Annotated in this window: 24 protein-coding genes; 13 read left to right on the forward strand and 11 right to left on the reverse strand. The window is 61.4% G+C overall.

Going from position 1 to position 22,062, the window contains the following annotated elements; translation table 11 throughout:
* Window positions 1–170 precede the first annotated feature (170 nt).
* Window positions 171–722, forward strand: a complete 552-nt coding sequence (locus R4P64_RS25130) for a VOC family protein (RefSeq protein ID WP_317823144.1) — start codon at window positions 171–173, stop codon at window positions 720–722.
* On the opposite strand, the gene R4P64_RS25135 is transcribed toward R4P64_RS25130, so the two are convergent.
* Entirely contained in the window at window positions 704–1,501 is a 798-nt protein-coding gene (locus R4P64_RS25135) for an IclR family transcriptional regulator (RefSeq protein WP_317823145.1), read from the reverse strand. The two genes, R4P64_RS25130 and R4P64_RS25135, sit on opposite strands and share 19 nt — an antisense overlap.
* 283 nt (window positions 1,502–1,784) lie before the next feature.
* Between R4P64_RS25135 and R4P64_RS25140 the strand changes: the two genes are divergently transcribed.
* The 5 genes from R4P64_RS25140 (at window position 1,785) to R4P64_RS25160 (ending at window position 4,421) form a co-directional block, all read left to right on the forward strand.
* A complete protein-coding gene (locus R4P64_RS25140) occupies window positions 1,785–3,227 on the forward strand; it encodes a wax ester/triacylglycerol synthase domain-containing protein (protein WP_317823146.1) in 1,443 nt (480 codons plus the stop codon).
* A 220-nt stretch (window positions 3,228–3,447) separates the two neighbouring features.
* Window positions 3,448–3,639, forward strand: coding sequence for a hypothetical protein (locus R4P64_RS25145; protein ID WP_045063985.1), 192 nt, complete (start codon window positions 3,448–3,450; stop codon window positions 3,637–3,639).
* A gap of 59 nt (window positions 3,640–3,698) precedes the next feature.
* Window positions 3,699–3,842 (forward strand): hypothetical protein, encoded by a 144-nt coding sequence (locus tag R4P64_RS25150; RefSeq protein ID WP_165826254.1) that lies wholly within the window; start codon window positions 3,699–3,701, stop codon window positions 3,840–3,842.
* A gap of 82 nt (window positions 3,843–3,924) precedes the next feature.
* Window positions 3,925–4,218: a hypothetical protein gene (locus R4P64_RS25155; protein WP_317823147.1), complete on the forward strand. Its 294-nt coding sequence runs from the start codon at window positions 3,925–3,927 to the stop codon at window positions 4,216–4,218.
* A gap of 59 nt (window positions 4,219–4,277) precedes the next feature.
* On the forward strand, window positions 4,278–4,421 hold the full coding sequence (locus R4P64_RS25160) for a hypothetical protein (protein WP_165826256.1): 144 nt from the start codon (window positions 4,278–4,280) through the stop codon (window positions 4,419–4,421).
* A gap of 68 nt (window positions 4,422–4,489) precedes the next feature.
* On the opposite strand, the gene R4P64_RS25165 is transcribed toward R4P64_RS25160, so the two are convergent.
* The gene (locus R4P64_RS25165; protein ID WP_116101785.1) at window positions 4,490–4,693 is read right to left on the reverse strand and encodes a PspC domain-containing protein; all 204 of its coding nucleotides are present in this window, start codon (window positions 4,691–4,693) and stop codon (window positions 4,490–4,492) included.
* Window positions 4,694–4,831: 138 nt separating this feature from the next.
* Between R4P64_RS25165 and ppk2 the strand changes: the two genes are divergently transcribed.
* Entirely contained in the window at window positions 4,832–5,746 is a 915-nt protein-coding gene (gene ppk2, locus R4P64_RS25170; protein ID WP_033235573.1) for a polyphosphate kinase 2, read from the forward strand.
* A gap of 44 nt (window positions 5,747–5,790) precedes the next feature.
* A complete protein-coding gene (locus tag R4P64_RS25175) occupies window positions 5,791–6,624 on the forward strand; it encodes an alpha/beta fold hydrolase (RefSeq protein ID WP_033235572.1) in 834 nt (277 codons plus the stop codon).
* 4 nt (window positions 6,625–6,628) lie between these two features.
* Here R4P64_RS25175 and R4P64_RS25180 read toward each other — a convergent pair whose 3' ends face one another.
* From R4P64_RS25180 to R4P64_RS25190, 3 genes are all read right to left on the reverse strand, one after another.
* Window positions 6,629–8,680, reverse strand: coding sequence for a prolyl oligopeptidase family serine peptidase (locus R4P64_RS25180; RefSeq protein WP_317823149.1), 2,052 nt, complete (start codon window positions 8,678–8,680; stop codon window positions 6,629–6,631).
* Between the two features lie 81 nt (window positions 8,681–8,761).
* Window positions 8,762–9,808, reverse strand: coding sequence for an alpha/beta hydrolase (locus tag R4P64_RS25185; protein WP_033235570.1), 1,047 nt, complete (start codon window positions 9,806–9,808; stop codon window positions 8,762–8,764).
* Window positions 9,809–9,984: 176 nt separating this feature from the next.
* Window positions 9,985–11,031: an alpha/beta hydrolase gene (locus R4P64_RS25190; protein WP_033235569.1), complete on the reverse strand. Its 1,047-nt coding sequence runs from the start codon at window positions 11,029–11,031 to the stop codon at window positions 9,985–9,987.
* Between the two features lie 223 nt (window positions 11,032–11,254).
* Between R4P64_RS25190 and R4P64_RS25195 the strand changes: the two genes are divergently transcribed.
* The 3 genes from R4P64_RS25195 to R4P64_RS25205 all read left to right on the forward strand — a co-directional run bounded on the left by R4P64_RS25195 (window position 11,255) and on the right by R4P64_RS25205 (window position 14,825).
* Window positions 11,255–12,241 carry a dipeptidase gene (locus R4P64_RS25195; protein ID WP_033235568.1) on the forward strand — a complete coding sequence of 329 codons (987 nt, stop codon included), beginning with the start codon at window positions 11,255–11,257 and terminating at the stop codon, window positions 12,239–12,241.
* 49 nt (window positions 12,242–12,290) lie between these two features.
* The gene (gene lpdA / locus R4P64_RS25200) at window positions 12,291–13,694 is read left to right on the forward strand and encodes a dihydrolipoyl dehydrogenase (protein WP_033235567.1); all 1,404 of its coding nucleotides are present in this window, start codon (window positions 12,291–12,293) and stop codon (window positions 13,692–13,694) included.
* A gap of 138 nt (window positions 13,695–13,832) precedes the next feature.
* Window positions 13,833–14,825 carry an iron-siderophore ABC transporter substrate-binding protein gene (locus R4P64_RS25205; protein ID WP_095886771.1) on the forward strand — a complete coding sequence of 331 codons (993 nt, stop codon included), beginning with the start codon at window positions 13,833–13,835 and terminating at the stop codon, window positions 14,823–14,825.
* A gap of 42 nt (window positions 14,826–14,867) precedes the next feature.
* Here the strand turns inward: R4P64_RS25205 and R4P64_RS25210 are convergent, their stop codons facing one another.
* On the reverse strand, window positions 14,868–15,281 hold the full coding sequence (locus R4P64_RS25210; protein ID WP_095886770.1) for a winged helix-turn-helix transcriptional regulator: 414 nt from the start codon (window positions 15,279–15,281) through the stop codon (window positions 14,868–14,870).
* A 118-nt stretch (window positions 15,282–15,399) separates the two neighbouring features.
* Between R4P64_RS25210 and R4P64_RS25215 the strand changes: the two genes are divergently transcribed.
* Window positions 15,400–16,251 (forward strand): SDR family oxidoreductase, encoded by an 852-nt coding sequence (locus tag R4P64_RS25215; protein WP_141484852.1) that lies wholly within the window; start codon window positions 15,400–15,402, stop codon window positions 16,249–16,251.
* Between the two features lie 52 nt (window positions 16,252–16,303).
* On the opposite strand, the gene R4P64_RS25220 is transcribed toward R4P64_RS25215, so the two are convergent.
* Entirely contained in the window at window positions 16,304–17,902 is a 1,599-nt protein-coding gene (locus tag R4P64_RS25220; RefSeq protein WP_092802254.1) for an MFS transporter, read from the reverse strand.
* A gap of 68 nt (window positions 17,903–17,970) precedes the next feature.
* Between R4P64_RS25220 and R4P64_RS25225 the strand changes: the two genes are divergently transcribed.
* Window positions 17,971–18,546, forward strand: coding sequence for a TetR family transcriptional regulator (locus R4P64_RS25225; RefSeq protein ID WP_116101775.1), 576 nt, complete (start codon window positions 17,971–17,973; stop codon window positions 18,544–18,546).
* Between the two features lie 7 nt (window positions 18,547–18,553).
* On the opposite strand, the gene R4P64_RS25230 is transcribed toward R4P64_RS25225, so the two are convergent.
* From R4P64_RS25230 to R4P64_RS25245, 4 genes are all read right to left on the reverse strand, one after another.
* Window positions 18,554–19,087, reverse strand: coding sequence for a carboxymuconolactone decarboxylase family protein (locus tag R4P64_RS25230; RefSeq protein ID WP_317823151.1), 534 nt, complete (start codon window positions 19,085–19,087; stop codon window positions 18,554–18,556).
* The gene (locus R4P64_RS25235; RefSeq protein ID WP_317823152.1) at window positions 19,084–20,256 is read right to left on the reverse strand and encodes an MFS transporter; all 1,173 of its coding nucleotides are present in this window, start codon (window positions 20,254–20,256) and stop codon (window positions 19,084–19,086) included. The genes R4P64_RS25230 and R4P64_RS25235 overlap by 4 nt, the downstream gene beginning before the upstream one ends.
* A gap of 10 nt (window positions 20,257–20,266) precedes the next feature.
* A complete protein-coding gene (locus R4P64_RS25240; protein WP_045063958.1) occupies window positions 20,267–21,256 on the reverse strand; it encodes an LLM class flavin-dependent oxidoreductase in 990 nt (329 codons plus the stop codon).
* A gap of 104 nt (window positions 21,257–21,360) precedes the next feature.
* Complete coding sequence (locus R4P64_RS25245) at window positions 21,361–22,062, reverse strand: GntR family transcriptional regulator (RefSeq protein ID WP_033235558.1); 702 nt, start codon at window positions 22,060–22,062, stop codon at window positions 21,361–21,363.

Genomic DNA, 22,062 nt, shown 5'->3' on the forward strand with positions numbered 1-22,062 from the left:
CTCCGGCGCAGAAGGTCTCGTAGCAATCGCACATCGGCCGAGTCCTCGCGCGAGGAGCTGGTTCCGGGTGACACGTCCACGTAGATACAGTGGCGGTGTCGAAGCGTTTGTGCAGACTTCGAAACTGGTCTGTGGATAACGACACAGCTGTGTATAGATGAGGGAGAACAATGGCTATTCGAAGCCTGAACCATGCGGTGCTGTTCGTTTCCGACGTCGAGCGGAGTGCGTCGTTCTACTGTGACGTACTGGGATTCGAGAAGCTTCCCGTGAATTTCCCCGGCGGCGCGTTCCTTCGCGGAGCGAATTCGGCAAACGATCACGACCTGGGACTCTTTCAGGCCAGCGCGCCGCGTGCGCGTGATGGCGCGGTTGGTCTCTACCACCTGGCCTGGGAGGTTGAGACGCTGAGCGAACTCGCGCAATGCCGCGATCGCATGCTGGCCGCAAATGCTCTCGGCGGAGCGTCCAATCACGCTGCGACCAAGGCCCTGTACGGTCGCGACCCTGACGGAATCGAATTCGAAGTCACCTGGCTGGTACCGGACGGGCTACTCGACGGTGAACTTGTGCCTGGTGTTGCGCACACGCGACCGCTGGACATCGCTGCCGAGATCGAACGATACGGCGCCACGACGCCTGGTGGCCCGCGAACGGATCGTGCGATGTACGCGCAACTCATGGGGCGCACGGAGGAGCAGAATCAGGACGCTTCGAATTGATTCTTGGCTCGAAGATCGTTTGCGACGCAGGTATCCCAGATATCGCGCGCTGCGATACGCACCGTTGATACGAGTTGGTTCATTTTCATGTCGTCGATCGGTCCGCAGACGGAGAGCGCTGCGCGGTTGCCGTAGTAGTGATCGCGCGGACCGATTGACGTTGCCACGCAGGCAATTCCGAGCACTGATTCTTCGCGGTCCATCGCTACCCCGCGGTCGCGGACGCGATCCAATTCTGTGTAGAGGTGTTCTTGCGACGCGATGCTGTACTGGGTTGTCTTGCGAAGCGGAGCGCGAGTAATGCTCTGCATCTTGTCTGGTTCGAGATTGGCCAGAATCGCCTTGCCGACGGCGGTGACGTGTGCGGGAAGTCGCGAGCCGACACGGCTGGGGAGTGCTAGTGGCGTTCGTCCGGGGACGCGGTCCAAGTACAAGACGTCACTGTTGTTCAGTGCCGCCAGATGGACCGTCAGCCCGGTGGAACGAGCCAACCGGTTCAAGACAGGCACGGCACCGTGGCGTAGCCGGTTCTGATTGAGTGCCCACTGGCCGAGTTCGTACGACTTGCTGCCGAGTTCGTATCGGTGTTCTTGCCGAGTGATCCACCGCTTGGTCACGAGTTGCTCGAGCAGGCGGTGAGCGGTGGAGCGAGGGATCCCCGTTCGCTGAGTTACCTCGGCGAGCGTGAGTGGCCCTGTGTTCTCGAAGGTTTCGAGGATGGCCGAAATTCGATCGACAACCGACACCGGATCGTCCACCTTGCGAGTGGTTCTCACCATGAACTCCTGTCCTTGCCGCGAATCTGTGATCGCAGTCACCTTAGTGTTGCCCGATTCGCGTCGGCAATTGTTCGGCCCAGCCAGCGGGAGTGAGTGCGGCGGCTCGGCCTCATGTCGCGTGCACGGTTGCCCACAACTCATCGGGTGGACGGAGGGCTGTGCCTGCCGCCAGGAACTTGTGTGCACTCAGGTCCGGGGGAGAAGCCTGGGCAATCCCCGGATATTTGGACACCTGACCGATAGAATCCGGACAGTCTTCCAGCGTCGGATGTGAGGGGCACACATGATCTTTCGGAACTCGTTGCCAACCGGGGTAGCTCAGTTGGGTCCGCGGGATGCGGAGTTCATCTACAACGAGTCCGAGGGCCACCTCAGTCATATGGTGTGCGCGTACTTCTTCGACACTGCGGGCCACCCGCTGGCCGACATGACACACGCCGACGCGGTTGGATGGATTTCGGAACGGTTCGGGTACTGGCCGCTGTTCACGAGCCGAGTGCAGCGAGTTCCCCTCGACCTGGACTATCCGTACTGGGTGCCGGCACCTGATTTCGATGTCGACGATCATGTGCGGGTGCACAAGGCGTCGGGGCCCGGATGGGCACCGGTGCGAGCGTTGCTGGGCAAGTCTCTGAGCGCGCCGATGGATCTGACGCGGCCGCCCTGGGAGTTGGAAGTCATGACGGGAATCAGCGGGATCGACGATCTACCCGGCGACCTGACGCTCATCATGCTCAAGACACATCACAGCGCGGGCGACGGTTTGGAGATCAGGAACCTCACCAACCGATTGTTCTCGGGGCCGGCAAAACCCAAGTCATCCGCACGGGAATCGGGTCTGCCGCTCGTGGAGATGATGGGGCGCAGTGTCCTCGGGTTCCCGGGACAACTGATCCGGTTCGGGAAGGGTCTCTCGGCGACAAAGGTAGCCGCAGAAGAGATCACACAGGCCGAGGAATCCGGTGAGTTGGCGAAGTACGTCGCAGACCGCCCGCCGACGCGTTTCAACCACGTGCTGGAGGGTGATCTGGCCCTGGAGTTCGTGACGCTCGACGGTGCTGACATCAAGGCGATCAGAGCCGCCGTGCCAGGGGTGACGGTGAACGATATCTTTCTGACGGTGGTGGCTGGGGCGCTCGAGAAGTATCTCGAGGAGAAGGACGAGCGGCCGGAACGCCCTCTGGCGGCAATGGTTCCGCGCTCGATGCGGCAGATTGCGGAATGGGAGTCGGCCAATCAGCTCGCGCTCCTGACCGTCGATCTGCACTCCGACGTTGCGGATCCGGTCGAGAAACTGACCCGGATCCGGGATTCTGCGCAAGTGGCCAAGGAGCGTAGCTCGCACCTCGCTGTCCGGAAATTCAGCACACGTATCGAGACGTCACCTGCGCCGTTACTACGTTTGACGGGGCTGGCCAGGCGCCTCAACAAGCTGAATACGGATCGTGAGGTCATGCAGCACACCACGATCAGTAATGTCCCGGTGACGATCGACGGAAACGTGTTCGACGGTGCGCCCGCAGTTGCCGTGTTGGGTGGGCAGGCGCCGGTTGACGGAGATGTTTTGCGCCACTTCCTGATTGCCGCGGCCGGCGGCGCGTTGACGCTCAATGTCATCGTCGCTCGCGGAGCGATGCCCGATCCGGAGCACTATGTCGTGCTGCTGCGCGAGAGTTTCGACGAACTGCGCCAGGCGGTGGAGTGCGACGTCCCTGCCGTCGAATGATTTTCCGGTCAGGTGCCCGCCGGGCCGGAATTGTTGTGGATCGCAATGAATTTTGTCCGGTAAATTGTTTCGAGAATGGGAAAATCGAGTTAATCGTTCATTTCGGACACAGGTTCTAGGATTAACACTAAGGTCGTAGACGACACATCAACGGTGAACCTTCGCCGGAACCGATTCTTTGGCGGTCGAGTGGGGATCCTTCTAGATAGGGAGTTCAGTCATGGGTTCTTTGATGGACATTCTTCTTGGACCGGACGGGATGGGCACTCAGCTGGGGAGCCTTCTCAACATGCTGATGGGATTGGATAACTTGGGTGCCAATCTCTTCGGCTCTCTGAGTGACACCTTCGGAGGGATCTCCGGATCTCTCGACACGATTAGTTTCCTGCCTGAAGTTATCCCGCCAGCTTGATCCTGCAATCTGAGCAGTTGGCACATCCACTTCACTCAACAGATATTTAGGAGTACAACATGATTGAAGGATCCGTCATGGATGCTGCGGGTTCCGTTGGCACCATTATCGGCCAGGGCATGGGCAGTGTTGCCGATATTGCTGTCAAGGGCCTCACCGCTCTTGCCGAACTGAGCGGTGGAACGCTGAAAGCCGCCAAGTAGCACAAAAGAGCTTGGTTTTGGGGCCCGGGCGCACGTCGCGCGGGCCCCAAAATGCTCTGTACCTGCATATTTGACCTTAATTATGGAGATTGACAGACAATTTTCCATTTCGCCACTGAATTTCAGTTTTGCCGCTAACGTGCTGATAGACAATGTTCGCAAGTTTTCTGTTGAGGAGTTAAAAATGGGGTCGCTGGTAAACATCCTCGGTTATGTTATGGAGAATGGCGAAACCGCAACTCAGGCACTGGTGAATGTGCTGTTAGGGTTGGATAACTTGGGTGCCAACTTGTTCGGCTCGTTGAGTGACACCTTCGGTGGGATCTCCGGATCTCTTGACACCATCAGTTTCGCACCCGCTGTTGTCGCTCCGTAGTCTTGCAGTTCTGAATTATCTGACCATCCCGTAACTGTGCGGATAGAAGGAGAACAAACATGATTGAAGGCTCCGTAATGGATGCTGCGGGTTCTGTCGGAACTCTTATCGGCCAGGGACTAGGCAGTGTCAGCGAAATCGCTGTCAAAGGCCTGACCGCGCTTGCCGAACTCAGTGGTGGAACGCTCAAAGCCGCGAAATAGGTCAAGAGTTTTTATTGTGGGGTCCACGCGAGAAATGCGTGGGCCCCGCAATACTTTTCTCGGGCGCGCTATCCCAATGGCATGAGCATCCACGCTGCAAGATAGACCAAGGCTGCAGTTCCACCGGTGCAGACGGCGGCAATCACTGCCAGAACACGAATCAGATTGACGTCGGCGCCAAAATATTCTGCAATCCCGCCGCACACTCCGGCGAGCATTTTGTTTTCGGTGGATCGGGTGAACGGGCGGGGTGTGTTGCTCTCGAATGTCATGGTTCAAGTCTGGCCTGACCAGGCCACTTCGACCATCGGGAATCACCCCCATCTATCCCTGATCTTCACCGAGCATCGAATTCGCCCGTTCATCAGGGCGTCACCAACTGGTTGCTGTTGACGGCTAGCCTGTCGGGAATGACCGAGATAGCAGAGCGCCGTCCTTTTCTCAGTGCCTTCGCCGACCTGTCGAGTGCGGTGGACCTGACTGACACGACAGCATTCACCGTCGATGACAGCGATGACGATGATCCCGTGTTACTCACGGCACCAGGCGGTTTCGAGGTCGACACGTGGCGCGAGGGATACCCGTACGACTCTCGGATGTCACGCGAAGAGTACGAGATCGCCAAGCGTCTGCTGCAGATCGAACTCCTGAAGCTGCAGAACTGGTCTAAAGAAACCGGTGCCCGCCACGCGATCGTGTTCGAAGGCCGCGACGCAGCAGGCAAAGGCGGCACCATCAAGCGCTTCATGGAACACCTCAACCCGCGAGGCGCACGCGTCGTTGCGCTGGAAAAGCCGTCGGCGCGAGAGTCGACGCAGTGGTACTTCCAGCGCTATGTGCAGCATCTTCCCGCTGCGGGCGAACTCGTGATGTTCGATCGCTCCTGGTACAACCGGGCCGGAGTCGAGCGTGTCATGGGGTTCTGTACGGACGAGGAACACGAGCGTTTCCTGCGGCAGGTGCCGTTGTTCGAGCAGATGCTTGTCGACGACGGCATCAGCCTCATCAAGTTCTGGTTCTCCGTCTCACCGCTCGAGCAGCGGACGCGGTTCGCGATTCGGCAGGTGGATCCCGTTCGGCAGTGGAAGCTTTCGCCGATGGACATCGCCTCCCTCGACAAGTGGGATGCGTACACCGCCGCGAAGGAAGAAATGATCCGCTTCACCGATACGGAGACCGCTCCGTGGACCGTCATCAAGAGCAACGACAAGAAGCGTGCGCGGATCAACGCGATGCGGCATGTCCTCAGCCAGTTCGACTACGACAACAAGGATCACGACATCGTCGGAACGCCTGATCCGCTGGTTGTGGGCAGCCTGGAATAGCAAGACTGCTGACCGATGCCGTCGCGGTCGTTAGTGTGAGACGAATGGAGACCGTGCCGATCCAACTTCCCGATGGAACCGTCACTCCGATCCGCCTGTTTCCGGGACCGGTCGACGACGCTCCCGTCGTCGTGATGTTTCCCGGTCTCGGTGTGCCTGCTGGGTTCTACGATCCGGTGGCCGAAGCGTTGGTCACCGCGGGGTTCAACGCGGCGATCGGGGAATTGCGTGGCCAAGGCGACAGCCGGCCGCGACCAAGTGCGTCGTCGAGTTTCGGGTATCAGGAGTTGGTGTCGGTAGATTTCCCCGCCACCTTCGAAGTGGTGCGCGAAAGGTTCCCAGCGAGTACACCATTCCTGCTCGGTCACAGCATGGGCGGCCAGTTGGGGACGATGTACGCGGCGAGGATTCGCGGACGCCTCGGTGGGTTGATCCTGGTGGCGTCTGGTTCGCCGTATCACCGGGGCTTCCCGGGCATTCGCGCTCCGGGGTTGTATCTGGGTTCGTCGGCGATGTCGGTGACAGCCAACATCGCCGGGTTCTGGCCCGGTGATCGCCTGAGCGTAGGCGGCTTCGGGCGGCAGTCGAAAGTGTTGATCACCGACTGGGCCAGATTTGCGCGCACCGGCACCATCGAACCCGTCGGCGCGGACATCGATTACGAGGAGCGGATCGCCCGCCTGAACCTGCCGGTCCTGTCCGTCACCATCGACGGCGACGACCTTGCTCCGCGTCGATCCGCAAAGAACTTGGTGGACAAGCTCACCGGCTCACAGGTGACGATGGTGCACGTCGACGAACCACTCGGTCACAACGGCTGGATCCGGAAACCGGATGCTGTGACCGAGTGCATCGTCGCCTGGCTGCGCGACCGCTGATCAGTCAGCTGAACTTCTGCCACAGGAATTCGTAGGTCAGCGCGGTCTTGTAGGCCAACTGCGCGTTGTCCGCGGCGCCGCCGTGCCCGCCTTCGATGTTCTCGAAGTACAGCACCGGCTTGCCCAGTTCCTCCAGGCGTGCGGCCATCTTGCGAGCGTGCGCTGGGTGGACGCGGTCGTCGCGAGTGGACGTCGCGATGAGGATCGGCGGGTACGAGCCGTCCGCGTCGATGTTCTGATACGGGCTGTACTGCGAGATGAAAGACCACTCGTCAGCGTTGTCGGGGTCGCCGTACTCCGCCATCCAGGATGCGCCGGCCAGGAGGAGATGGAACCGTCGCATGTCGAGGAGCGGAACCTGGCAGACTATGGCGCCGAACAACTCTGGGTACTTGGTGAGCATGATGCCCATGAGCAATCCGCCGTTGCTACCACCCTGGGCGGCCAACAATTCCGGTGTGGTGATGCCGCGGTCGACCAGATCGCGAGCGACAGCCGCAAAATCCTCGTGCACCTTGTGGCGTCCGGACTTGAGAACCTGTGTGTGCCAACCTGGCCCGTACTCGCCGCCGCCGCGGATGTTGGCCACGACGTACGTGCCGCCGCGAGTGAGCCAGGCCCGCCCGATGGAACCGCTGTACGACGGCGTCAGCGACACCTCGAATCCGCCGTAGCCGTAAAGAAGAGTGGGTCCGGGTGTGCTGTCTTCGGTGCCGACCACGAAGTAGGGGACCTGGGTACCGTCGGCCGAGGTTGCGAAGAACTGTTGCGTCACAATGTCTGTGGCATCGAAGAATGCGGGCGCAGACTTGACAACTGTGGGTTCGGATTCCCCGATGACTCCGTGCAGAAGCGTTGCCGGCGAGGTGTATCCGCTGGCGTTGAGGAAGTACTCGTTGCCGGAATCGGGATCGGTGTCCAGGATTTCGATGGTGGTGAGCTCGGGCAGGCCCTCGAAAGGCCTTTCGTCCCAAGTGTTGTCGGCGGGAGTCAGAATGCGCAGGGTGGTCCGGACGTCGGTCAGAACGACGAGAATGAGATGATCGCGGGTCCAGCTGTAGTGGTCGAGCGACGAATGATCGTCTGGCTCGAACAGGACCGTGAGTTCGCGAGCGCCCGCGAGGTAATCCTCGTACCGAGCCGCCAGCAAGGTGCCCGTCGCGTACTCGGTGTCCTCGACCGTCCACGGCGATTTGGTGCGAATCAGCAACCACTCGTGGTGAATCGAGATGCCGGCGTCTTCGGGTGTGTCGATCAGAACGAGTTCGTCGTCGAGGGTGAGCTGGAACCGTCGAGAGTTGTAGAAATCGACGGAGCGGGTGACGAAGTCCCGCTCGAAGCCAGGCGTCGGATCATGTGATGCGGAAATCGCAACGTCGGTGCTTTCGCCCTCGTACAGCGTTTCGGCGCTGGAGAGGGGAGTGCCGCGCTTCCATCGCTGTGCGAGACGGGGGTAACCGGAATCGGTGAGTGATCCCGGCCCGATATCCGTTCCGAGATACACGGTGTCGATGTCGATCCAGTCGATGTCGGTCTTGGCCTCGGGGAGGTAGAAACCTGCATCGGGTCCGTCAGGAGAGAGGAATTGCCGTGTCTCCATGTCGAATTCGCGAACCACTGCGGCGTCGGCTCCACCGCGCGACAAACTGATCAAGGCGCGATCGCGGTGGGGGCGCAGCAACTGCGTGCCCTTCCAGACCCAGTTCTCACCCTCGGCTTCGGCCAACGCGTCGAGGTCGACCAACACGTCCCACTCGGGGTTGTCGCTTTGATACTGCTCGAGCGTGGTCCGTCGCCACAATCCACGAATGTTGGTGCCGTCGCGCCAGAAGTTGTACAGATATTCGCCGCGGCGACGCACGTATGGGATGCGAGCGTCGGTGTCGAGGACCTCGCGGACATCCGATTGCATCTGCTCGAAGCGCTCACCGGTTGCGAGTTGCGCTTCGGTGACGGCGTTGTGCGCACGCACCCAGTCGAGAGCGGTCTCACCCGTGACGTCTTCGAGCCACAGGTACGGATCGCTGTCGACGGGGGAGTTCTGATCGGATGTCATGGCTCCATTCTTACTGCTCCCCGCCGACAGCATTCGACCCCGCTCCCGAAAGGCAGTGGGAGCGGGGTCGAAAGTGCGGACTCAGACGTTCAGCGAACGCGCGATCATCGGCCACGAGTTGTGGAGATCGTCCTGCCAGTAGCCCCACGAGTGGGTACCGGTGGGCTTGAAGTCGAACTGCGCGGGGATCTGCAGCTGATTCAGACGGTAGGCCAGATTGTGGGTGCAGTAGTTGACCGCTGCCTCGATGAGGCCGCCCACAATGATCTGGTTGGCCAGATTGGCGGGTTCACCGTTCATTGCCGGGTTGGCGAGGGTGTCGTGCGGGCCGGGCAGACCGGAGCCGGTGGACACGTAGAGTTCGGTGCCGCGAAGCTTCTCGGCGTTGACAACCGGGTCGTTGTCGATCCAACCCTGACTGCCCACCGGGCCCCACATGTTCGCGATGTCAGCTCCACCACGGATGCCGGTGACCAGCTGAATAGCACCCTGGCCGACAGGAGTGCTGGTCTCGGCGCAACCGCTGTACGCGCCGACGCTCTTGTACAGACCGGGGGCCGCGATCGCGAGGTTGAGAACCGACGTGGCGGTCATGGAGATCGCGGAGATCGACTGGACCTTGTTGGTGTTGAATTCGGCGTCGATGACGGGCGGGAGTTCCTGTGTCAGGAACGTCTGCCACTTCTGACGACCGAGTTCGGGATCGTCGTTGACCCAGTCGGTGTAGTAGCTGAATGCGCCTTCGAGCGGGGTGACGACGTTGAGGTTCTTGTCCTGGAAGAAGTTCATGACGTCGGTCTTGCGCTGCCACGTCGCAGAGTCTTCGCCGCCGCCTGCGCCGTTGAGGAGGTAGAGCGTCGGGCGCGGTGCGCTGTTGTCCGCGGGGAGGATGACCTCGAGCGGAATGTTACGACCCATCGACGCCGAGTACACGGAGATCGTGGACTTGCGGCCGTTGTCGCTACGGCTCGCGAGGTACGAACCGGAGGTACCCGATGTGGCTTGTGCCGTTGTGCCGGATGAGTCGCCGCCCGCGGAGGCGATGGCGGGACTGATCAGCATCGGGATCACGGACAGTGCCGCTACTGCAGCGACCAAACGTCCCCGCGTGAATGTACGAGCGCCCATACGATCTGAAACCTCCACTACGTGTGCCCCGGCGTGTGTCCGGGGTCGATGTCACTGGTCAGTAAACCAGAATTGCCATGGTCAGGGGAGCGTTTTATGGTTCCAGCATCCATGTAGCACACAACCCCGCTCTCCAAGTCGAGGAGAGCGGGGTCGAGTGCTTGAAGCTGGTGGTGTCAGACGCCCATGGAGTTGGCGATCATCGGCCACGAGTTGTGGAGATCGTCCTGCCAGTAGCCCCACGAGTGGGTGCCGGTGGGCTTGAAGTCGAACGTTGCCGGGATCTGCAGTTCGTTCAAGCGGTACGCGAGGTTGTGGGTGCAGTAGTTGACCGCTGCCTCGATGATGCCGCCGACGATGATCTGGTTGGCCAACACGCCGACCTGGCCGTCGACTGCCTCGTTGGCGAGGGTGTCGTGCGGGCCGGGCAAACCGGAGCCGGTGGAGACGTACAGCTCGGTGCCGCGGAGCTTCTCGGCGTTGACAACCGGGTCGTTGTCGATCCAGCCCTGTCCGTCGAGCGGGCCCCACATGTTGGTGACATCCGCGTCGCCGCGCATGCCGACAACCAGTTCGATGGAGCTCTGGCCGACCGGGGTGCTGGTCTCGGCGCAACCGCTGTACGCGCCGACGCTCTTGTAGAGGCCGGGGGCTGCGATCGCGAGGTTGAGCACCGAGGTGGCGGTCATGGAGATCGCGGAGATCGACTGCACCTTGTTGGTGTTGAACTCGGCGTCGATGACGGGCGGGAGTTCCTGTGTCAGGAATGTCTGCCACTTCTGAACACCGAGAGCCGGATCTTCGTTAACCCAGTCGGTGTAGTAGCTGAATGCGCCTTCGATCGGGGTGACGACGTTGACGTTCTTGTCATTGAAGAAATCCATGACATCGGTCTGACGCTGCCAGGTCGCGCGGTCTTCGCCGCCACCTGCACCGTTGAGGAGGTAGAGCGTCGGACGCGGTTCGCTCGTGTCAGCCGGAAGGATGACCTCGAGGGGAATGTCGCGACCCATCGACGGCGAGTACACGGTGATCGTGGACTTGCGACCGTTGTCGGTGCGGCTCGCGAGGTACGAATCCGTCGAATACGCTGCGGGAGCGGTACGAGTTCCAGCGGTGTCACCACCGGCAGAAGCCATGGCCGGACTGACAAGCATCGGCAGCACGGACACCGCTGCAATCGCGGCGACCACACGGCCGCGCTTGAATGTACGAGAACGCATAGGCTTAAGAACCCTCCACCTGAATTACCTTGTAGATCCGCCCCGGGTGGAACGATCCTTCGTCGACACTTCTCCGTATGGGTTTTTGCATCCCGACGCATATAGAGCGTGCAAGTCTTGATCTTTCTACAGCATCGGCGCGCTATTCGCCAGTGAACCGAAGATTTGCTGAACGATTGACCAGTTTCGGATTGACCTCGCTGTTTACCTATATGCTCAACGGGTGAACCGGACATATCCGATCTGGGAACAGCACTGCTGCCTGCCTTTGCAGTCCAATGCCTCCATTGCGGAGCTATTGCGGTACCGGCGGCCTGAGGGCAGTTACGTTTCGGTCAATGTCGGTTATGCGCCTCACACACGTGCGGATTCAACCGCGCTGGTCAAGAGCTTTGCCTGGCAGGCGCGCGTCGAGTATCCGGAAATCACACCGGTCTCGACGATTCTCGATGTTGCCGACGTGCAGCGATCCGGCGGAATCGCGCTGGCATTCGACCTCGAGGATTCCAACCCACTGGACGGCGATCCCGACAACATCGCGTACTTCTACGATCTGGGCGTGCGGTCGATGTTGCCGACGTACAACCACGTCAACGCCGCCGGCTGTGGGTGCCTCGACGCCGTCGACACAGGCTTGACTGCGTACGGCCGCGAACTCGTGGCCGAGATGAACCGCGTCGGCATGATGGTGGACGGCTCGCACTGCTCGACCCGGACCGGTCTGGATCTGGCCGCTGCCACGACACGTCCCATGATCTACAGCCATTCGAATCTCCGCAGATTGTGGGAGCACCCCCGAAACATCACCGACGATCAGGCCAAGGCGTGTGCCGACACCGGCGGAGTTATCGGGATCAACGGCGTGGGAATCTTCCTCGGCGTCAACGGCCCCGACGACAACAAAGCCAGGCTGGAGGCGATGGCCGATCACATCGAGGAAGCCGTCGGACTCGTCGGTGTCGATCACGTCGGGATCGGTTCGGACTATTCGTTCGACGCGGAGGACTTCCTCGACGAGATACACAATCATGCGGCGTCGTTCTCCGAGGCGTACACCGCGTGGGGACCGCTGCAGTGGGTTCCGCCGGAAGACACCCTCACCTTGGACGTCGTTCTGCGTCGGCGCGGTTTCGACGAGTCCTCGATCGAAGCGATCTACGGCGGAAATTTCGCCCGAGTTGCCGCAGAAGTTTGGTCTACTGGCCGGTAAGGCGACCATCCGGGGACAGGAAAACGATGCAGGACTACCCTGTTACATCGTGACCTCACACTATGACGTCGTTGTCCTCGGAGCCGGCCCCGGTGGGTACGTCGCTGCTATCCGCGCGGCACAACTGGGCCTGAGCACTGCCATCATCGAGCAGAAGTACTGGGGCGGTGTGTGCCTGAACGTGGGCTGCATCCCGTCCAAGGCGCTTCTCCGCAATGCCGAACTCGCGCACATCTTCACAAAAGAAGCGAAGACGTTCGGCATGTCCGGAGACGTGTCCTTCGATTTCGGCTCCGCCTTCGATCGCAGCCGCAAGGTTGCGGACGGGCGAGTCAAGGGCATCCACTTCTTGATGAAGAAGAACAAGATCGCCGAATTCGACGGCAAAGGCACGTTCGCCGACGCCAACACCATCAACGTCGAGCTCAGCAAGGGAGGCACCGAGACGATCACGTTCGACAACGCGATCATCGCCACCGGTTCCTACACCAAGCTGCTGCCGGGTACCTCGCTGAGCGAGAACGTGGTGACCTACGAAGAGCAGATCCTCACCCGCGACCTGCCGGGCTCGATCCTCATCGTCGGCGCCGGCGCCATCGGCATGGAGTTCGGTTACGTCCTCAAGAACTACGGCGTCGACGTGACGATCGTGGAGTTCCTCGACCGGGCACTGCCCAACGAGGACGCCGACGTCTCGAAGGAAATCGCGAAGCAGTACAAGAAGCTCGGCGTCACCATCAAGACCGGCGCCGCTGTCCAGTCCATCAGTGACGACGGCAGCAAGGTCAGCGTTTCGATCAAGGACAACAAGTCCGGCGAGATCGAAACCGTGGTCGTGGACAAGGTTCTGCAGTCCGTCGGATTTGCACCGCGCGTGGAGGGCTTCGGCCTCGAGAACACCGGTGTCGCCCTCACCGACCGCGGCGCCATCGCGATCGACGACTACATGCGCACCAACGTCGAGAACATCTTCGCCATCGGTGACGTGACCGCCAAGCTGCAGCTGGCACACGTCGCGGAGGCGCAGGCCGTCGTTGCTGCCGAGACCATCGGCGGCGCGGACACGCAGACGCTCGGTGACTACCGGATGATGCCGCGTGCGACGTTCTGCCAGCCGCAGGTCGCGTCCTTCGGGTTGACCGAGGAGCAGGCCAAGGCCGAGGGCTACGACATCAAGGTCGCGAACTTCCCGTTCGCAGCGAACGGCAAGGCTCACGGTCTCGGTGACCCGACCGGTTTCGTCAAGCTGATCGCCGACACCACACACGGCGAACTGCTCGGTGGACACCTCATCGGACCGGACGTCTCGGAACTGCTGCCCGAGCTGACCCTGGCCCAGAAGTGGGACCTCACGGTCAACGAGTTGGCACGCAACGTCCACACGCACCCCACGCTCAGTGAGGCGCTGCAGGAAGCGATCCACGGCCTCGCCGGCCACATGATCAACTTCTAGGTAGGGCCTGCGGCCCCCGTGCGTCTTTCTGGTAGCTCACGCAACCAGAAAGGCGCACGGGCCTTTTTGTATTGCCAACACGCCAGATCGCGACTTCGAGTCCAGGTCTGAGCTGACGGCGCACTAGCGTCCCGATTCATGAAAACTCGTTGTGTACTGCTCGCGGCCGCTCTGGCTCTCGGTCTCACCGCGTGTGGAAACTCGGCCGGTACCGAGTCGACCGCGGCTTCGACGGCATCCGCCGAAGCCGGCGCCTTTCCGGTGACAGTCGACCACGCCTACGGTTCGACCACGATCGATGCCGAACCCATGCGGATCGTGACCATCGGATGGAGCAGCCAAGATTCGGTGCTTGCCCTGAACAAGGTGCCCGTCGCGATGGAGAGCTTCTCGGGCGACGGTGTCGAGAACAACATATTGCCTTGGGACGCTTCACTGTTGAACGGCGCGACGCCGGTTCTGATGACCACCAATCCGGATGTGCCGTTCGAGCAGATCCTTGCCCTCGACCCCGACCTGATCCTTGCCGTGTATTCGGGGATCACCGCGGAGAAATATCAGCGACTGAGTGACATCGCGCCCACCGTCGCATTTCCCGATCAGCCCTGGGACACCGCCTGGGACAAGCAGATGAGCATGATCGGTGCAGCGCTCGGGCAGCCCGCACGCGCACAGGAGTTGATCGACGACACCGGAGCGTATTTCGAGCGGCAAGCCGCCGAACATCCGCAGTTCGAGGGCAAGACGGCAACATACGCGATGCGCACCGACGAGGGCCTGATCGTGTTCTGCAACACCGATCCTCGCATCCGTCTGCTGGGTCAGCTCGGGCTGAAGACCTCGCCCGGGGTCGACGCGGTGTGCACGTCCGGCGACAGTTCGGTGTCCGTGGGGATGGAGTCCATCGAAACCCTCGACGCGGACGTCTTCATTCTGGTTGACGCCGACGGCACCAATCTCGACAAGCTGATGGCCTTCGGTCCGTTTGCCAACATGACCTCGGTGTCGAACGGCCGGATTGTTCGCCTCGTCGGAATGGACTACGCGATGGCAACGTCAGCGCCGACGGTCTTGAGCGTCCCGTATGCGTTCGACGAGTTCATCGCTCAGCTTTCGGGGGCGCTCGACTGACTCTCAGGCTTTACCGATTGCGGGCCTCCCTGATTGCGGGCGTCACTGATTGCGGGCGTCGTAAGACTCTTGTGACGCAATGATTGTCGGCACGCGGGATTCGAGCAATTCGATCAGGGCGGTGATCTTGCCGGCCACGTCTGCGCCGAGTTCGGTCAGGCTGTATTCCACTTTGGGCGGGATGGTTTCGAGCACTTCACGGTGCACGAGACCATCCCGCTCCAGTGTCTGCAGGGTCTGCGAGAGCATGCGCTCGCTGACGCCGTCGACGCGTCGACGTAGTGCGCTGAACCGGTACGGGCCTTCGTGGAGTGCTGCCAATGCAAGTGCGCCCCAGCGGCCGGTTGCGTTCTGGAGCGCTGCCCGAGAATTGCATCCGCGAGCGAACACATCGGCCTCGAGGGTGGGATCCTGATCTGTTTCGGCAGCACAGTCAGGGGTATCGGTGCTGGTCATGTCCCCAGGTTACTACTAAACATACCGATAGCGCTAACTTGCAGGGTTGCACTTACGAATAATTAGTGCATGATGGTTGCAGAGCACATTTACGCTTCAACCTAAAACGGGAGTTCGCATGAGCATCGCAGTCACCGGAGCAACGGGAAACCTCGGACAACTTGTTGTCGAGGCACTGATCACGCGGGGCACACCCGCGTCGGACATCGTCGCCGTGGTTCGTAATCCGGAGAAGGCGGCGGATCTCGCAGCCCGCGGCGTGGTGGTTCGCAAGGCCGACTACACCGACGCCACCGCATTGGAAGCAGCCTTTGCCGGCGTCGACAAAGTGGTGCTGATCTCGGGCAGTGAGGTGGGCCAGCGGCTTGCGCAGCACACAAACATCATCAACGCGGCAAAGGCTGCAGGCGTCGGATTCATCGCGTACACAAGCATTTTGGACGCTCAGGATACGCCGATGAAGCTCGCAGCCGAGCACAAGGCGACCGAGGATGTGCTTGCCGCGAGTGGAATTCCGTTCGCACTCTTGCGCAACGGTTGGTACTGGGAGAACTTCCTCAATGACCTGGCCGGCGTTATCGAGCGCGGCGCAGTGGCCGGAGCGGGCGCTGACGGAAAGATCGCCGCTGCAGCGCGGGCCGACTACGCCGACGCTGCCGCAGTTGTCGTCACCACGGACGGCCACGAAGGCGCAGTCTACGAATTGGGTGGCGACGAGCGTCTGACGTACGCCCAGTTCGCGGAGAAGGTCAGCGAATTTGCCGGCAAGCCTGTCGTGTATCAGTTTGTGCCGGAGGAGGCATACAAGGGCATTCTCGAGAGCGTCGGACTGCCTGCCCCAGTCGCAGAGATTCTCGCGGATTCCGACGCTGCAATCGCCAAGGGAGCGCTGGACACCGAGTCCGGTGATCTGCAGAAGTTGATCGGCCGCGCCAGCACGCCGGTGGCTGAGGTTCTGAAGAAGGCGTAACCGCCGGTGCGCCTTTCTGGTAGCGGGAACTACCAGAAAGGCGCACAGGGGTTTACCCCATATGGACAGCGCCCTCAGCGGGGAGGTCGCCCTTCTTGGCGCGGACGAGCACTACGACAACGGGTGCGATGATCGCCAACAGGATTGCCGCCCAACCGAATGCGGCGGTGTATCCGGAGACCTCGGCGCCGAAGACGTAGTCGGTCATCGAGGCGATGAAGTCCTGCACCGGCTGGGGGAGCAGAGCCAATTCGTCGCCGGTCGGAACGGTCGCGTTCGACATGTCGACTGGAATGCCTTCCGGGGGGATCGGTGCCGCGTTGTCGGTGGTGAATGCAGACTTGGCCGACGCGTAGATCGTGGTGAAGAGTGCGGTTCCCAGTGCGCCGCCGATCTGCAGCGTTGCGTTGACGAGGGCGCTGGCTGCGCCGGCGTCGTGGTCGGGAACACCGATCAGTGCAAGGTTCTGCATGGGCACCATCAGCAGGCCCAAACCGAAACCGAAGATGGCAAGACCCGGGAACACGTGGGTCCAGTAGGAGCTGTGGACCTCGATCTGGGTGAGCATGAGCAGTCCGACTGCGGCAACCAGGGGGCCGGCAACCATGAGCGGCTTGGGGCCGATCTTGGTGGACAGCTGGGCGGCGGCGGTGGATGCAAGCACGATGAAGAAGGCCATCGGCAGTGAGCCGACGCCGGCCATGACGGGGCTGAATCCGAGCACGATCTGCAGGTAGAACGTCAGGTACAACGTGCCGCCGAGAAGCGCTGCGCCGACGAGCATGGACCCGATCAGTGCGGCGCCGCGGTCGCGGTGCCACGGAACGCTCAGTGGCAGAAGCGGATTCTTGCTACGACTCTCGACGACCACGAACAGTGCCAGGAAGACCAAGCCCAAAGCGATGAACAGGAGGGTATCGGTCTGACCCCACCCGTGCTCGGCGCGCGTGAATCCGTAGACCAGGGATCCGAGTCCGAGTGCGATGAGGACGGCGCCGGGAAGGTCGTAGCTCGTGTCGCCGTGTGCCTTGGTTTCCTTGACGATCGGGACGGCAGCAGCAATCGCGATGAGCGCGATCGGAATGTTCACGAGCAGGCACCAGCGCCAGTCGACGTACTGAGTCAGGACGCCGCCGAGCAGCAGGCCGATCGCTGCGCCACCACCGGAAATCGCGCCGTAGACGGCAAAAGCCTTGGCGCGCTCCTTTTCTCCGATGAAGGTGGTGGTGAGCATCGAGAGCGCGGCGGGCGCGAGCAGTGCCGCGAAGACACCCTGCCCGGCGCGGGCGATGAAGAGTTCGATACCGGTCTGGGCGATCCCGCCGATGCCTGACGCCACGGCAAAGCCGGCCATGCCGACGATGAAGGAACGCTTACGTCCCCAGTAGTCGGCGATGCGGCCACCGAGCAGAAGCAGTGCGCCGAATGCCAGCGCGTACGAGGTGACAACCCAGGCGCGATCGAGGTCGCTGATTCCGAGTTCTGCCTGCGCGGCGGGCAGGGCAATGGAGACGATGGTGCCGTCGAGCACCACCATGAGTTGTGCAAACGCGACGATGCAGAGCACCAGCCAACGTCGTTGATGATTCGGGTTTTCGGAGATCGCCGGAGACGGCGGCGTTGCGCCGCTTTCGACGTCAGTGGTGGTCATCGTTACAAGGTAAGTGAGCGCTTCTTCGAGAGTCAAACGAAATAGTTCGTTCGGTTACGATAATCACTATGGCTCCCACAGATGTGACCGCAACGAAGCAGCGAATCCTTGACGCAGCGCTAGAAGAATTCGGCACCTACGGACTCGCCGGAGCACGGATCGATCGCATCGCGAAGAACGGCAACGCCAGCAAGGAACGGCTTTATGCGTACTTCGGTGACAAGGTGGCGCTCTTTCACGCCGTGCTCGACGCGGATTTTGTCGAAGCCATGGAATGCGTGGAGTGGGTGGGCGGGGACATGCCGCAGCATGCTGTCGAATTGTTCGATGCCATGACCCGAAAGCCGCACATCCAGCGCATGATGATCTGGGGCCAACTGCAAGGTGAAGGCCCGCGGATGCGTAAGCAAGCCGAAGAGCACTCCAGTTGGCTCCCGCGGATGGCTGCGATCCGCAAGGCTCAGGACGACGGCGGCATCGCAGCGCACTGGAATCCGGAAGACCTCATCACCTTGATCTTCGGCCTCGTCTTTGCTTGGGTGGTCGCACCCGGCATCATCGACAATCAATCGGTGGACGCGCAGGAACTCGCGCGCCGCCGTGAAGTGGTGCGGGAAGCGACAATTCGTATTTGCAAACCTTGATGGCCGGCTACGAAAAATCGCGTTGGACGCGCAACGTCCCGATAGTGGTAGCCAAGCCGTCGTATTGGGTGACCAGCAACGTGAATTCGATGAGCCGACGGTCGTCGAGGTGCTGGGACAACATGTTCCAGGTCACGTCGGTGACGTCTTTGGTGGTGACCAACTCGTCGACCGCGGTCAAGATCGCGTGGTGACGAGAACTCAACCCGGAAGCGTTGGGGCCCTCGATAATTCGGGCAAGCTCCTGGGCGTCGATTCCAGCCTTTCGGCCGAGCCTGATGTGGTGGTCCATTTCGTAGTCGCACTGCCTCAGGTGTGCGACGCGCAGGATGATCAGTTCGGTGTCGTGGCGTGAGATCCTGCCGCCGGGCATCAGTGACCCGGAGTAGTGCAGCCAACCTCGGAACAGGCCGCCGGTCCGACCTAACGTGCTGAACAGGTGTGCGTCCGGTGCGCCCGCGGCTTTCGAGAGGACACGCCAGATTCCCCAGTTGATCGGGCCAAGTTCTTTGAATCGGCCTGGCCGGATGCGTGCAGTCATGACGCGTACTCCTCGAGTGTCGTGGGTTGATACGACGCTAACACTGCCCGGAATCGGATTACGGCAACCATCGCGGCAAGTGCGGCGAGAACGAGCATCGGTATCGACGGTCCCAGGCTCGGTTCGAGGACAACCAGCAAGACCGGCAGTCCGAAGCCGAGGTACGTGCCGACGTAGAAGATGCCCGTCAATGTTCCGCGTGACGCCGGTGGCGCAAGGGTTTCGAGGTCGAGGAGACCACTACGCAGGCACAGGCCGTATGCAGTTCCGAGCGTGAGGGCGCACACGACAAACAGGGCAAGTGGCGGGTGGGCTCCGCCGGCTGCGACGAGGCAGTATCCGAGCGCGGCTAGTCCGGCACCGGCGCTTCCGGCCTGCCTGCCCCAATCGTGATGACGGGCAATGGTTTGAACGATGATGCCCGCGCAGAGTGTGAGTGCTGCGGCTATTCCGGGGAGTAGTGGTCCGGAGTATCGATCGCCTAGTCGCGCGGACATCGTCACGAATGAGACTGTCGCACTGGCAAACACCCAGGGCGCGAGCGGTAGCGCCCAGATCAAGGCCGAGCGGACGGATCGTTCCCCGTCGGCCGGCAACGGGAGCACGGCCGAAGGTGAGGTCGGTGTTCGACTCCACATCGCCGCGGCGGCAACGGAACAGACGGACAGCAGTGCTGAGACGACAAAGGGCGTGGCCAAAGGAAAGGCCGCGAACTGGGCCATCAGGCCGGAGAACAAGGGGCCCAAGGCAAAACCGGAAGTGAGGACAACGCCGGCCATCGCGGTTCCGGCTTTGCCGCGCAGATCAGCGGCCCAGGCTGTGCCGGCGCCGATTGCCAGACCGGCGCCGACGCCGACCACAAGACGGCCAACCAGGAGGCCGGAAGTGTTGTGCCACAGCAAGAGAAATACCGTGCCCAGCGACGCCACCAGAGCTCCTGGCAGGACAACGGCTGCTCGTCCGACACGATCGGACAGCACACCACCGGTCAACAGTCCGGGCAGCAGACCCAGCGCGTAGATGCCGAACACGCCGTCGAGAACGGCGTGCGAGAGTCCCTCGTGCTCCCGCAGTACCGGGATGAGGGAGGCAAAGTGGTTGGCGGCCCACCCCGTCGACAGAAGTACGGCAAGTACCGAGATGAACCCGCGACGGGATGGATCGCCCATGCCCCGCAGCTTAGGCGGGCACCAGGTTGCTGACGTCGGCGAGTAGTTCGAACGTGCGCAGCCACGCGGCGCGGTTGGTGCCGGTTGAGACGGTGATCAACTCGTCGGCCTGCGCATGCTCGGTGAATTCGTCCAGGTACGTGCGGACTTCTGCGGGTGTGCCGACGGCGCTGTACCTGGCCATTTGCAGAACCTGTTGACCGGCGGGGGAGTCGAGCAACATGTCGGCCTCGTCGTCGGTGAACGTGCGGCCACGGCCGAGGAGCAAGCTGACGCGGTTGCGCTTGGATTCGAGGAACTCTTGCTGAGCCTGCTCGGTGGTATCGGCGGCGATGACATTGACGCCCGCGATCACGTACGGCTCCGCCAACTGTTCCGACGGCTTGAACTCCCGGCGGTAGATGGTCACGGCGTCGCGAAGAGCGTTAGGCGCGAAGTGTGACGCAAACGCGTAGGGAAGGCCGAGCATCGCGGCAAGTTTTGCGCCGAACAGTGACGAACCGAGGATGTAGAGGGGGACATGGGTGCCCTTGCCTGGCACCGCGCTGATGCCCGGAATGCGCGAGGTGTCGCCAAGATATCCCTGAAGTTCGAGGACATCCTGCGGGAAGCTGTCGGACGAACTGGGGTCGCGGCGCAGGGCCTGCATCGTCTTCTGATCGCTGCCGGGTGCGCGTCCGAGGCCAAGATCTATGCGTCCGGGGTGCAGTGTCTCGAGTGTGCCGAACTGTTCGGCAATGGTGAGCGGTGCGTGGTTGGGGAGCATGATGCCACCAGCGCCAAGTCGGATCTTGGTGGTGTGAGCTGCAACGTGGCCGATCAGGACACTGGTCGCGGACGACGCGATGGAGCCCATGTTGTGGTGCTCGGCGTACCAGATTCGCTGGTAGCCCCACTCCTCGGCTCGCTGCGCCAGCGTGACACTGGCGTCGAAGCTGTCTTTGGCGGTCTCGTTCTGGCCGATGTGCGCAAGATCGAGGATGGAGAGTGGAACCGACATGAAGTGGGCACCTTTCGAGGCGGGCAGAAAACAGTTGTTGTGAAGTGCAACCGCCCGGAGTGCATTCCTATTTCCTCACCGCACAATAAATCGAAATGTGCCCGTCAATATCGAACCGCACTCGCCAGTGCCGCCAACGACAGTGCCTGGCGAGCGTGCTCGACAACCACGAGCCTGCCGTCGTCGATGTGCGCCCGCAACGACTCGAACGCTTGTGGCAACTTGTTGTCGAGAACAAGTTCAGCTATCGCGATGTGCTCGTCGATCGTCGCTTCGATCCCGGCCGGCGTCAGGTAGTCGAACATCCGTACCGGCCGGATTTTGGCATTGACGGTTGCCAAGGCCTCCGTCAGTGCGGGGTTTCCGGCCGATACAAGTAGTGCCGTGTGGAACTCCTCGTCGAGAGTGACAAAGCTGGAGTCCGGTTCGAGCGAATGGGTGCGCAGCGCATACCACTTTTCGAGTTCAGCACCCAGAATATCTGCGTCGTGACGGGCGTACTCCGTATCGATGACTCGGCGAATTCCCTGTAGTTCGAGCAATATTCGTAGCTCGTACAATCCGTTGAGATCTTCCAGGCGTGGCCGATACGGATACAGCCCATGCTCGCCGCGTTGAACCAAACCGTCGGATTGCAAGCGGGCCAGAGCTTCTCGCACCGGAGTTCTCGAAACTCCGTAGATCTGCGCGAGCCGCTCCTCGCTCAGTCGTTCCGTCGGCGTGATCTTCCCGGCCATCAGATCGGCCCGGATCGACTGATACACCTGATCCCGCAGCGATCCGGTCGAATGTTCGACGGCGGACAT

The organism is Rhodococcus sp. IEGM 1366 (assembly GCF_033142425.1).
Classification (GTDB): Bacteria; Actinomycetota; Actinomycetes; order Mycobacteriales; family Mycobacteriaceae; genus Rhodococcus_F; species Rhodococcus_F globerula.

Coding starts and splice junctions, on each gene's coding strand:
- R4P64_RS25130 (WP_317823144.1), top strand. CDS start 171: ATGGCTATTCGAAGCCTGAACCATGCGGTGCTGTTCGTTTCCGACGTC.
- R4P64_RS25135 (WP_317823145.1), bottom strand. CDS start 1,501: ATGGTGAGAACCACTCGCAAGGTGGACGATCCGGTGTCGGTTGTCGAT.
- R4P64_RS25140 (WP_317823146.1), top strand. CDS start 1,785: ATGATCTTTCGGAACTCGTTGCCAACCGGGGTAGCTCAGTTGGGTCCG.
- R4P64_RS25145 (WP_045063985.1), top strand. CDS start 3,448: ATGGGTTCTTTGATGGACATTCTTCTTGGACCGGACGGGATGGGCACT.
- R4P64_RS25150 (WP_165826254.1), top strand. CDS start 3,699: ATGATTGAAGGATCCGTCATGGATGCTGCGGGTTCCGTTGGCACCATT.
- R4P64_RS25155 (WP_317823147.1), top strand. CDS start 3,925: ATGGAGATTGACAGACAATTTTCCATTTCGCCACTGAATTTCAGTTTT.
- R4P64_RS25160 (WP_165826256.1), top strand. CDS start 4,278: ATGATTGAAGGCTCCGTAATGGATGCTGCGGGTTCTGTCGGAACTCTT.
- R4P64_RS25165 (WP_116101785.1), bottom strand. CDS start 4,693: ATGACATTCGAGAGCAACACACCCCGCCCGTTCACCCGATCCACCGAA.
- ppk2 (WP_033235573.1), top strand. CDS start 4,832: ATGACCGAGATAGCAGAGCGCCGTCCTTTTCTCAGTGCCTTCGCCGAC.
- R4P64_RS25175 (WP_033235572.1), top strand. CDS start 5,791: ATGGAGACCGTGCCGATCCAACTTCCCGATGGAACCGTCACTCCGATC.
- R4P64_RS25180 (WP_317823149.1), bottom strand. CDS start 8,680: ATGACATCCGATCAGAACTCCCCCGTCGACAGCGATCCGTACCTGTGG.
- R4P64_RS25185 (WP_033235570.1), bottom strand. CDS start 9,808: ATGGGCGCTCGTACATTCACGCGGGGACGTTTGGTCGCTGCAGTAGCG.
- R4P64_RS25190 (WP_033235569.1), bottom strand. CDS start 11,031: ATGCGTTCTCGTACATTCAAGCGCGGCCGTGTGGTCGCCGCGATTGCA.
- R4P64_RS25205 (WP_095886771.1), top strand. CDS start 13,833: ATGAAAACTCGTTGTGTACTGCTCGCGGCCGCTCTGGCTCTCGGTCTC.
- R4P64_RS25210 (WP_095886770.1), bottom strand. CDS start 15,281: ATGACCAGCACCGATACCCCTGACTGTGCTGCCGAAACAGATCAGGAT.
- R4P64_RS25215 (WP_141484852.1), top strand. CDS start 15,400: ATGAGCATCGCAGTCACCGGAGCAACGGGAAACCTCGGACAACTTGTT.
- R4P64_RS25220 (WP_092802254.1), bottom strand. CDS start 17,902: ATGACCACCACTGACGTCGAAAGCGGCGCAACGCCGCCGTCTCCGGCG.
- R4P64_RS25225 (WP_116101775.1), top strand. CDS start 17,971: ATGGCTCCCACAGATGTGACCGCAACGAAGCAGCGAATCCTTGACGCA.
- R4P64_RS25230 (WP_317823151.1), bottom strand. CDS start 19,087: ATGACTGCACGCATCCGGCCAGGCCGATTCAAAGAACTTGGCCCGATC.
- R4P64_RS25235 (WP_317823152.1), bottom strand. CDS start 20,256: ATGGGCGATCCATCCCGTCGCGGGTTCATCTCGGTACTTGCCGTACTT.
- R4P64_RS25240 (WP_045063958.1), bottom strand. CDS start 21,256: ATGTCGGTTCCACTCTCCATCCTCGATCTTGCGCACATCGGCCAGAAC.
- R4P64_RS25245 (WP_033235558.1), bottom strand. CDS start 22,062: ATGTCCGCCGTCGAACATTCGACCGGATCGCTGCGGGATCAGGTGTAT.